Origin of the sequence: Pseudomonas sp. 2VD, from assembly GCF_005503585.1 — a bacterium.
GTDB classification, from domain to species: domain Bacteria; phylum Pseudomonadota; class Gammaproteobacteria; order Pseudomonadales; family Pseudomonadaceae; genus Pseudomonas; species Pseudomonas aeruginosa.
Window position 1 is genome coordinate 1 of the sequence record NZ_SCND01000227.1, and the last position, 9,976, is coordinate 9,976.

Below are 9,976 nucleotides of genomic sequence, written 5' to 3' on the forward strand. Positions count from 1 at the left end.
GGAGGGAGGGGGCGGGCGGATAACCGCGAGCGGTTATTCGCCCTACGGAGCGGGGGCGCTGTCCGGCGTTTCCGGGGTGTGCAGGGCGGCGAACCCGTCTCGCCAGGCGGGTCGATACCGCGACTCAGTCGCGCAACAGCTCCGCAGGCACCTCGCTGCGCAACATCAACTGGCACTGCTGGCTCTCCGGGTCGAACAGGATCACCGCCTCGCCCCGCCGCAAGGCATGCCGGGCGCGTTCTACACGCACGTCCAGCGGGGTCTCGTCGCCATTGTCGGTGCCTTCGCGGGTGACGAAGTCTTCCAGCAGGTTGTTCAGGGTGTCGGCTTCGAGCAGGTCGTGGGGGATCAGCATGGCGGTACTCCGGTATGGCGGCGAATGCTAGCGCGACGCATCGCGTACTGTCATGCCTGTCGCGAAGGCTGGCCGAGCAGGCGTTCGAGGGTGGCATAGAGTTCCGCCCGGTCCACCGGCTTGCCGAGGTAGGCGTCCATGCCGGCCTCGATTCCGGCCCGGCGGTGTTCGTCGAGGATGTGCGCGGTCAGGGCGACGATCGGGACGCGCGGCCAGCCCTGGGCACGCTCCTCCCGGCGGATCAGGCGGGTCGCCTCGAAGCCGTCCATTTCCGGCATCTCGCCATCCATCAGGATCAACTGGATGCCGTTCGGGTCGCGCAGGTACTCGTCCAGCGCGAGCCGTCCGTTGCCGGCCAGGCGCACCGCGTAGCCGCGCTTGGCGAGGAAGCCGCGCACCACCAGCTGGTTCACCGGGTTGTCCTCGGCGACCAGGATGCATGGGGCGTCCAGGCGTTCGTCCGGGGCCGCCTCGCTGCTCCGCCCTGGCTGTCGGCGCCGCTCCCGGTACAGTTCCAGCAGGGCTTCGCGCAGGGCCTTCACCGCCACCGGCTGGGCCAGGGCCAGCAGGCGCAGGCCTTCGTGCGGCGGCAGGTCCTGGCAGTGCTGCGGCGGGCATAGCAGGAGGATGCGCTGGCCTTGCTCCAGTTGCGCATAGAGGGTGTCCAGCCAGATCGACGGCGGGCCCGGCCAGGGCGCCGCCAGGACCAGCAGGGGCGGTGCGCTGAAGTCCTCCAGGTAGGCGTTCAGCCGTCTCGGCTGCAGGCAGCGTTCGACCCGCAGCCCCCAACGCTCCAGCAATGCCTGCAGGCAGTCCAGGGTCAGGTTGTCCTCGCTGGCCAGCAGGGCCGGACGGTGTTGCAGCAGTTGCGCCAGTTCGTCCGCTTCGCCGGCCTCGAGGGCGGGGCTGAGCGGCAGGTCGACGCTGAACCGGGTGCCCTTGCCCGGCTCGCTGCTCACCTCGATGCGCCCGCCCATCATCTGCACCAGCTCGCGGCTGATCGCCAGGCCCAGGCCGCTGCCGCTGTAGCGGCGGGTGGTGCTGGAGTCGGCCTGGGAGAAGGATTCGAACAGGGTCTTCTGCGCCTGGGCGGATATCCCGATGCCGCTGTCGCTGACGCTGTACAGCAGGCGCTCGCGTCCGCCCTCGTCGAAGCGCCGCTGCACGCGCACGGCGACATGGCCTTCGGCGGTGAACTTGAGGGCGTTGCTGAGCAGGTTCATCAGTACCTGGCGCAACCGCGTCGGGTCGCCGTTGAGGCGGCGCGGCACGCCCCTGTCCAGGCCGAGATGCAGGCGCAGGCGTTTTTCCACGGCCTGGGCGCTGAACAGCGCCAGGGTGTCGGAGAGCAGTTCCTCCAGGTCGAAGTCGATGCGCTCCAGGTGCAGCTTGCCGGACTCGATGCGAGCGTAGTCGAGGATATCGTTGATCACCGACATCAGCGCGCTGCCGGAGCTGGCGATGGTCTCCACGTAGGCCGCCTGGCCGCGATCCAGCGGGGTATCGCGGAGCAGTTGCAGCATGCCCAGCACGCCGTTCAGCGGGGTGCGAATCTCATGGCTCATCTTCGCCAGGAAGCGGCTCTTCGCCTCGTTCTCCACCCGCGCCTGCTCGGCCGCCTGGCGCGAGCGGAAGCCTTCCTCCTTGAGCGCATTGATGCGGTCGGCGAGGCCGATGGACAGGGTCACCAGTTCCACGGTCATGCCGATCTTGACCACGCTGCTGCCGAACAGGCCGAACAGTTCGAAGCCCAGCGAGGCGGCGGTGGTGACCAGGAACGACAGCAGCAGCGCGCCCCAGGCCAGGATGTAGTAGAGGCCGTAGCGCAGGCCCTGGCGCCAGACGTGGACGCCGGCCAGCAGCAGGCTGAGGGATACCAGCATCACCGTCAGGCTGGCGAGGACGTTCCAGGCGCGCAACCCCACCAGCGGCTCGCTGGCCAACAGGGCCACGCAGGCCAGCAGCATGCCGCGGAGGAAGCGGTCGAGGCGCGGGAAGTCGCGGCGGGTGTAGAGGTAGCCGCGGCTGAACTGGATCGACACCAGGCAGCTCAGGTACATCAGCAGGTAGATGCCGGCCGACTCCAGCGCCACGTGTCCTGGCAGCAGCTTGAACAGCAGGCCGTCGAAGCTGGCGGAAAACAGGCCGAGGCTGAGGTTGTACAGCAGGTACCAGGCGTAGGTGGCCTCGCGCAGCGAGACGAAGAGGAACAGGTTGTAGCAGAACAACCCGAACAGCACCCCGTAGAAGGCCCCGTTGAAGCCCATCAGGGTTTCCTGGCTGGCCGCGCTGGCCGCGTAGGTGCTGAAGTACAGCGGCAGGTAGACGGTGCTGCTGCTCTGCACGCGCAGCAGCAGGGTGCTCTCGCCGGGCGGCAGTCGCAGCGGGAACCAGAAGTTGCGCACCTGCACCGGGCGCTGGGAGAAGGCGAACAGGTCGCCGCTCTCCTGCTGTTCGATGCGCCCATCGGCGGTCAGCAGGTAGACCTTGAGGTCGTCCAGCAGCGGGTAGTTGACCTCCAGGAAACCGGCCAGGTCGGCGCCGTTGCGGTTGTCCAGGCGCACCCTGAACCACCAGGCCGCGGCGTTCTTGCCGAAGTTCGCGTGGTCGCCGCGCAGGGCGGTGAAGGCCTGGGCCGGCAAGGCGAGGATGTCGCCCAGGCGCGCCTTGCCGCCGGCGTCGCGGTAGTACTCGGCGTATGCGCCCAGGGACAGGCGCAGGTCCTCTCCGTCCAGCGGTGCGGGCGGCTGCGCCCGGGCCGGCAGCGCGCAGCAGAGCAACAGCAGGACCAGGCAGAGTCGGGACATGCAACTACTCCATGGACACGAGTCGGCACGCATGATGCTACGGAGGAAATGAGACAGGCGAGGGAACCTGCCATCAGCCTAGCAGTTGGCTGGAGAGGAGGGCGGCCTCCCCGGGGGGCGGGGAGGCCGGCGCGGGCTCAGCCCTTGTCGCTGTTGTTGCTGCTGTCGAGCACTTCGTCCACCGGCGGGACGTGGGTGCAGCTTTCCATGTGCACCGGATGCTCGAGCTGCTTGTTGAAGCGTTCCAGCGAGGTTTCCCGGGGCTTGGCGTCGCTGGCGAAGACCGGCGGGCTGAGGATGTAGGCAGTGAGCAGGCGGCTCAGCGCGGCGAGGCTGTCGATGTGCGTGCGCTCGTAGCCGTGGGTGGCGTCGCAGCCGAACGCCAGCAGCGCGGCGCGGGTGTCGTGGCCGGCGGCGATCGCCGACTGCGCGTCGCTGTGGTAGTAGCGGAACAGGTCGCGGCGCAGGGCGATGTCGTGGCGCTCGCCGAGCCGCAGCAGGTGCCGCGACAGATGGAAGTCGTAGGGCCCGCCGGAGTCCTGCATGGCCACGCTGACGCTGTGCTCGTTGGAATTCTGGCCTTCGGCCACCGGGGCGATGTCGATGCCGACGAACTCGCTGACGTCCCAGGGCAGGGCGCCGGCGGCGCCGGAGCCGACTTCCTCGGTGATGGTGAACAGCGGGTGGCAGTCGATCGGCGGCTCCTGCCCGCTTTCCTTGACCGCCTTCAGCGCCGCCAGCAGCGCCGCGACCCCGGCCTTGTCGTCCAGGTGGCGGGCGCTGATATGGCCGCTCTCGGTGAACTCCGGCAGCGGATCGAAGGCTACGTAGTCACCCACCGAGATGCCCAGGCTCTCGCTGTCGGCGCGGCTGGCGGTATAGGCGTCGAGACGCAGCTCGATGTTGTCCCAGCTGATCTTCAGGTTGTCCACCTCGGTATTGAAGGCGTGGCCCGAAGCCAGCAGCGGCAGCACGCTGCCACGGAACACGCCCTGTTCGGTGAACACCGTGACCCGGCTACCCTCGGCGAAACGGCTCGACCAGCAGCCTACCGGGGCCAGGCCGAGGCGGCCGTTGGGCTTGATCTCGCGGACCAGCGCGCCGATCGTGTCGAGGTGCGCGGAAACCGCCCGGTCCGGGGTATTCAGGCGGCCCTGGAGGGTCGCCCGGATGGTTCCCCGGCGAGTCATCTCGAAGGGCACGCCAAGTTCGTCGAGCTGCTCGGCGACATAGCGCACGATGGTATCGGTGAAGCCGGTGGGGCTGGGGATGGCGAGCATCTCCAGCAGCACCCGTTGCAGGTAGTTGAGGTCCGGTTGTGGCAGAGGGGTCATGAAGGCACCTCGCGGCTGAGGGGGAAGAGAAGATCGACGAAGCGTTCGGCGGTCGGCTGCGGCTCGTGGTTGGCCAGGCCGGCGCGCTCGTTGGCTTCGATGATCACGTAGTCGGGCTGGTCGGCGGCCTCGACCAGGAAGTCCAGGCCCACCACCGGTATTTCCAGGGCCCGCGCGGCCTGGATCGCGGCCTCGCGGAGGGCCGGATGGAGGGCGTCGGTGACGTCCTCGAGGATGCCGCCGGTGTGCAGGTTGGCGGTGCGCCGCACGGCCAGGTGTTCGCCGCTGGGCAGCACGTCGTCGTAGCCATAGCCGGCGGCCCGCAGGGTGCGCTCGGTCTCGTGGTCGAGCGGGATGCGGCTTTCCCCGCCGGTGGCGGCCTGGCGCCGGCGGCTCTGCGCCTCGATCAGCTCGCGGATGCTGTGCCGGCCGTCACCGATCACCGCGGCGGGACGACGGATGGCGGCGGCCACCACCTCGTAGCCGATCACCAGCACGCGCAGGTCGTGGCCGGCGTGGTAGCTCTCCAGCAGCACGCGCGAATCGAAATGGCGGGCGGCCTCGATGGCCTCCTCGACCTCTTCCGCGGTGCGCAGGTCCACCGCCACGCCCTGGCCCTGCTCGCCGTCCACCGGCTTGACCACCAGCGAACCGTGCTCGGCGAGGAACGCGGCGTTTTCCTCCGCGCTGCCGGCCAGGCGCTGCTGCGGCTGGCGCAGGCCGGCGTGCTGCAGGGCGCGGTGGGTGAGGACCTTGTCCTGGCAGAGGGTCATGCTTACCGCCGTGGTCAGGTCGGAGAGCGATTCACGGCAGCGGATCTGCCGGCCGCCCTGGGTCAGGGTGAACAGGCCGCCCTCGGCGTCGTCGACGCGCACCTCGATGCCGCGCCGGTGGGCCTCGTCGACGATGATCCGGGCGTAGGGGTTGAGGTCTTCCTCCGGGCCGGGGCCGAGGAACAGCGACTGGTTGATGCCGTTCTTGCGCTTGATGGTGAAGGTCGCCAGTTCGCGGAAGCCGAGCTTGCGGTAGAGCGCCTTGGCCTGCTGGTTGTTGTGCAGCACCGAGAGGTCGAGGTAGGCCAGTTCGCGGCTCATGAAGTGCTCGACCAGGTGCCGCACCAACGCCTCGCCGACGCCCGGCCGGCTGCATTGCGGGTCCACCGCCAGGCACCAGAGGCTGGAGCCGCCCTCCGGGTCCTGGAACGCCTTGGCGTGGTTGAGGCCCATCACCGTGCCTACCGCGACGCCAGTGTCGGCGTCCTCGGCCAGCCAGTAGATCGGCCCGCCCTGGTGGCGCGGGCTGAGGCGCTCGGTCTGCACCGGAAGCATGCCGCGCGCCAGGTACAGGCGGTTGATCGCCGCCCAGTCCTCCTCGGTATGCACCCGGCGGATGCGGAAACCGCGTGGCGGACGACGCGCCGGGCGGTAGTCGGTGAACCACAGGCGCAGGGTATCCGAGGGATCGAGGAAGAGCTGCTGCGGGGCGTGGGCCAGGACCTGCTGCGGCGCCGCCACGTAGAGCGCGATGTCGCGTTCGCCAGGGGCTTCCTGCAACAGGTCGCGGGCCAGTTCCTCGGCGTCCGGGTAGGTCTGCCCGATCAGCAGGCGGCCCCAGCCGCAGTGGATGCTCAGCGGTTTCTCGGTGGGCTCGCTGTGATCTTCGGCGAGACGCGCCTGCAGGCGTTCGTAGGTGGGCGCCTGGATACGTTGCAGGCGCTGGTTGTGCGGGTGAGGCAGATGCAAGTGGCCTTTCATGATCGCTCCTGGTTCGGGCCCCTGCGTTGGGGGCCCATTTTCAAAGTCCCTGTTCGCTGAGCCAGAGGTTGAGGGCGGCCAACTGCCACAGCTTGGAGCCGCGCAGCGGTGTGAGGTCGCCGTCCGGATCGCTCAGCAGGCGATCGAATATCGCCGGCTGGAACAGGCCGCGGTCCTGGCTCGGGTCGAGCAGCAGCTCGCGTACCCATTCGCGGGTGCGGCCCTGCAGGTGCTTGAGGCCGGGCACCGGGAAGTAGCCCTTGGGCCGGTCGATGACTTCGCTGGGAATCACCTTGCGCGCGGCGCCCTTGAGCACCTGCTTGCCGCCGTCGCCGAGCTTGAAGCGGGCGGGAATGCGCGCCGACAGCTCGGCCAGGCGGTAGTCGAGGAACGGCACGCGGGCTTCCAGGCCCCAGGCCATGGTCATGTTGTCGACCCGCTTGACCGGGTCGTCGACCAGCATGATCGTGCTGTCCAGGCGCAGCGCCTTGTCCACCGCGGCCTCGGCGCCGGGGCTGGCGAAGTGGTCGCGGACGAAGCGCCCGGCGACGTCCTCGACGCGGAAGCGCTCGCCGACGGTGGCCAGGTATTCCTCGTGGTCGCGGTCGAAGAACGCCGCGCGGTACGCGGCGAAGGCGTCGTCGGCGCCATCCACCTTCGGATACCAGTGGTAGCCGGCGAACAGCTCGTCGGCGCCCTGGCCGCTCTGCACCACCTTGCAGTGCTTCGAGACTTCCCGCGCGAGCAGGTAGAAGGCGATGCAGTCGTGGCTGACCATCGGCTCGCTCATGGCGCGGAAGGCCGCCGGCAACTGCTCGATCACTTCGTGCTCGCCGATGCGCAGGCGATGGTGGCGGGTGTGATAGCGCTCGGCGATCAGGTCGGAATACTGGAACTCGTCGCCGCGCTCGCCGCCGGCATCCTCGAAGCCGATGGAGAAGGTCAGCAGGTTGTCCACCCCGGCTTCGTGCAGCAGGCCCACCAGCAGGCTCGAATCGACCCCGCCGGAGAGCAGCACGCCGACCTCGCGGGCGGCGCGCTGGCGGATCGCCACCGCTTCGCGGAGGCCGTCGAGGACGCGCTCCTGCCAGTCGTCGAGCGTCAGCTCGCGCTCGTCCGGGCGCGGGCCGTAGTCCAGCGTCCACCAGGTGCGCTGCTCGCAGCTTCCGTCGAGGTCGACGCTCATCCAGGTCGCCGGCGGCAGCTTCTTCACGCCCTCCAGCAAGGTGTGCGGGGCGGGAACCACGGCGTGGAAGTTGAGGTAGAAATTCAGCGCCTGCGGATCGAGGTCGCTGGCGATGTCGCCGCCCTTGAGCAGGGCCGGCAGGCTCGAGGCGAAGCGCAGGCGCGAGCGGTCGAGGCTGTAGTAGAGCGGCTTGATGCCGAGGCGGTCACGGGCCAGGAACAGCCGCTGGCGATCGCGCTCCCAGACGGCGAAGGCGAACATCCCATTGAGCCGGGGCAATAAATCGGCGCCCCAGGCATGGTACCCCTTCAAGAGAACTTCGGTGTCGCCGCCGGAGAAGAACCGATAGCCAAGGCTTTCCAGTTCGCCACGCAGTTCGGGGTAGTTGTAGATGGCGCCATTGAACACCATGGCCAGGCCGAGATCGGGATCGATCATCGGTTGGCCGGAAGCTTCCGCCAGGTCCATGATCTTCAGCCGTCGATGTCCGAGGGCGATCGGGCCCTGGGCGTGGAAGCCCCAGGCGTCGGGGCCGCGAGGGGCCAGGTGGTGGGTGATGCGTTCGACCGCTGCGAGGTCGGCTGCCTGGTTGTCGAAACGAAACTCTCCTGATATGCCGCACATATTCCTTACCGGTTCTCCGTTGGGGAAGTGGGTTACGTACTCCTTCCGGGTACATGACTTACCTAACAGAGGACCGTTACAGTTGGAAGGAGTTCTATACGATTTTTCCGGGCCTATCAGGACCCTTAACGAAGAATTTATTATGGTTGAAAGTAATAAGACCGCTGCCGATACCTATTCGCTCGCTATTTTCCGCGCCATCCGCCGTCTCCAGCAGGCCGCCGAAATCCACTCCAAGCGTCTCAGCCGATACGGTGGCCTGACCCCGCTGCAATTGCTGATCCTGCATGTCCTGGCGGTGGAGGGAGAACTGACCGCGACGCAACTGGCCAAGCTGGTCAGCCTGTCCCAGGCATCGCTCTCCGGCGTGCTCGACCGCCTCGAAGGACGCGGCCTGCTCTATCGTCGGCGCGACGAACAGGACCGGCGCAAGTCCTGGCTGCACCTCGACCCGGCCGGCCACGAAGCCCTGGCGGAGGCGCCGCCGCTATTGCCGGAGTACGTGATCGAGCGCTTCGCCGCGTTGCCCGAGTGGGAGCGCCACGGCCTGCTGGCCGCGCTGCTGCGCGCGGCCGACCTGTTCGGCCTGCCGGAAGAGGACGTCGAAGAAGAGTGAGGGCGTCAGGTTCGCTACGAAAGACAGTCGCGTCGGCGGTCTTTACCTGGCGAACCTGCCGATGCCTTGCCGGTGCAGGCTGGTGGACAAGCGCGTTGTACGCCATGGCGTGACCTCCGCGTAGGGCGGATAACGCCGTCGGCGTTATCCGCCGACCCAGCGATATCCGCCCGACGACATGGCATGACCGTCGAGCAGGGCGCATGACGCCGCTTCCCCGGTGCCCCGGCCGCCGAGGAAAGCTACCCGCCGTAGAGCTTCTGCGCCGCCAGGGAGAAGCTCACCGCCACCAGCATCAGCGCGAACAGGCGTTGCAGGGTCGGGCCGCCGAGGCGCTGCGCCAGCAGGTTGCCGCCGAGCACGCCGACCGCGCCGCCGGCGGCGAGGCCGCCGAGCAGCGGCAGCGGCGGGTGGGCGCCGGTCAGGTAGATCAGGAAGCCGCCGCCGGAGACCAGCGCGATCACCGCCATCGAGGTGGCGGTGGCGGCCATCATCGACAGCGGGGTGAACCAGAGCAGCCCCGGCACCACCAGGAAACCGCCGCCCACGCCCATCAATCCCGACAGCAAGCCGACCGCCAGGCCGATGCCGAGCAGCGGCAGGCTCCGTGCCTGGTCGCTGGCCTCGCGTTTCATCCCGGCGCCGCGCCACATGCGCCAGGCCGACCAGAGCACCAGCAGGCAGAAGGCGACGATCAGCACGCCTTCCGGGACGAAGCGGCCGAGCCATTGGCCGACGGCGTTGCTCGGCAGGCCGGCCAGCGCCAGGACCAGCACCGGCCGCCAGGCCACCTGGCCCTGGCGCGCGCGCGGGATGGCGCCGATCAGCGCCGACAGGGCGACCGCGCCGAGGCTCACGCCGATGGCGTCGCGCAGCGGCAGGTGCAGGCTGAGCAGCAGGGGCAGGGCGACCAGCGAGCCGCCGGCGCCGGTGAGGCCGAGCAGCAGGCCGAGAACGGCGCCGATGCCCAGGGATTCGAAGAGCAGTACATCCATCGTCGATCAACTGTTTCCGCGGGTGAGCCAGCCGGTGGTCCGGTATGGCCTGCGCGTGCGGCAGGCTCGAAGGGTAGCGCAAATCGGTGCGCCCGGGGCTTCAGCCGCGCTGCCCACGCACCAGGTCGCGCAGCAGGAAGCGGTTCGGGTGGCAGGCCTCGGCCACCGCGCGCGGCAGCGGCAGCGGCTCGCCGCAGATCCACGCCGCCAGCAGTTCGCCGGACAGCGGCGCGCTGATCAGCCCGCGCGAGCCGTGGCCGCTGTTCAGGTACAGGCCTGGCAGCCAGGGGCAGGCCCGCTCCGGC

7 protein-coding genes and 1 pseudogene are annotated in these 9,976 nt (G+C 69.0%); 1 reads left to right on the forward strand and 7 read right to left on the reverse strand.

Features of this window, described 5'->3' with window-relative positions; all coding sequences use genetic code 11:
* Positions 1-124 precede the first annotated feature (124 nt).
* From FFS27_RS21610 to FFS27_RS21630, 5 genes are all read right to left on the reverse strand, one after another.
* Positions 125-355: a YheU family protein gene (locus tag FFS27_RS21610; RefSeq protein WP_003091959.1), complete on the reverse strand. Its 231-nt coding sequence runs from the start codon at positions 353-355 to the stop codon at positions 125-127.
* Positions 356-405: 50 nt separating this feature from the next.
* Positions 406-3,162 (reverse strand): hybrid sensor histidine kinase/response regulator, encoded by a 2,757-nt coding sequence (locus tag FFS27_RS21615; RefSeq protein WP_021265120.1) that lies wholly within the window; start codon positions 3,160-3,162, stop codon positions 406-408.
* A 137-nt stretch (positions 3,163-3,299) separates the two neighbouring features.
* Positions 3,300-4,496 (reverse strand): osmoprotectant NAGGN system M42 family peptidase, encoded by a 1,197-nt coding sequence (locus FFS27_RS21620; protein WP_003111432.1) that lies wholly within the window; start codon positions 4,494-4,496, stop codon positions 3,300-3,302.
* Positions 4,493-6,250 (reverse strand): N-acetylglutaminylglutamine synthetase, encoded by a 1,758-nt coding sequence (gene ngg, locus FFS27_RS21625; protein WP_003111433.1) that lies wholly within the window; start codon positions 6,248-6,250, stop codon positions 4,493-4,495. Before ngg ends, FFS27_RS21620 begins: the two co-directional genes overlap by 4 nt.
* Positions 6,251-6,290: 40 nt before the next feature.
* A complete protein-coding gene (locus FFS27_RS21630; RefSeq protein WP_003106635.1) occupies positions 6,291-8,060 on the reverse strand; it encodes an N-acetylglutaminylglutamine amidotransferase in 1,770 nt (589 codons plus the stop codon).
* Between the two features lie 142 nt (positions 8,061-8,202).
* On the opposite strand from FFS27_RS21630, the gene FFS27_RS21635 reads away from it, so the two are divergent.
* On the forward strand, positions 8,203-8,676 hold the full coding sequence (locus FFS27_RS21635; RefSeq protein WP_003091943.1) for a MarR family winged helix-turn-helix transcriptional regulator: 474 nt from the start codon (positions 8,203-8,205) through the stop codon (positions 8,674-8,676).
* 242 nt (positions 8,677-8,918) lie between these two features.
* On the opposite strand, the gene FFS27_RS21640 is transcribed toward FFS27_RS21635, so the two are convergent.
* Both FFS27_RS21640 and FFS27_RS21645 read right to left on the reverse strand, forming a co-directional pair.
* Positions 8,919-9,671: a sulfite exporter TauE/SafE family protein gene (locus tag FFS27_RS21640; RefSeq protein WP_003117537.1), complete on the reverse strand. Its 753-nt coding sequence runs from the start codon at positions 9,669-9,671 to the stop codon at positions 8,919-8,921.
* Positions 9,672-9,771: 100 nt separating this feature from the next.
* Positions 9,772-9,976, reverse strand: a pseudogene (locus FFS27_RS21645) (bifunctional tRNA (5-methylaminomethyl-2-thiouridine)(34)-methyltransferase MnmD/FAD-dependent 5-carboxymethylaminomethyl-2-thiouridine(34) oxidoreductase MnmC); the annotation flags it as partial.

Bases quoted from the DNA above. Each gene is read 5' to 3' on its own strand.
- FFS27_RS21610 (WP_003091959.1), bottom strand. From the start codon at position 355: ATGCTGATCCCCCACGACCTGCTCGAAGCCGACACCCTGAACAACCTG.
- FFS27_RS21615 (WP_021265120.1), bottom strand. From the start codon at position 3,162: ATGTCCCGACTCTGCCTGGTCCTGCTGTTGCTCTGCTGCGCGCTGCCG.
- FFS27_RS21620 (WP_003111432.1), bottom strand. From the start codon at position 4,496: ATGACCCCTCTGCCACAACCGGACCTCAACTACCTGCAACGGGTGCTG.
- ngg (WP_003111433.1), bottom strand. From the start codon at position 6,250: ATGAAAGGCCACTTGCATCTGCCTCACCCGCACAACCAGCGCCTGCAA.
- FFS27_RS21630 (WP_003106635.1), bottom strand. From the start codon at position 8,060: ATGTGCGGCATATCAGGAGAGTTTCGTTTCGACAACCAGGCAGCCGAC.
- FFS27_RS21635 (WP_003091943.1), top strand. From the start codon at position 8,203: ATGGTTGAAAGTAATAAGACCGCTGCCGATACCTATTCGCTCGCTATT.
- FFS27_RS21640 (WP_003117537.1), bottom strand. From the start codon at position 9,671: ATGGATGTACTGCTCTTCGAATCCCTGGGCATCGGCGCCGTTCTCGGC.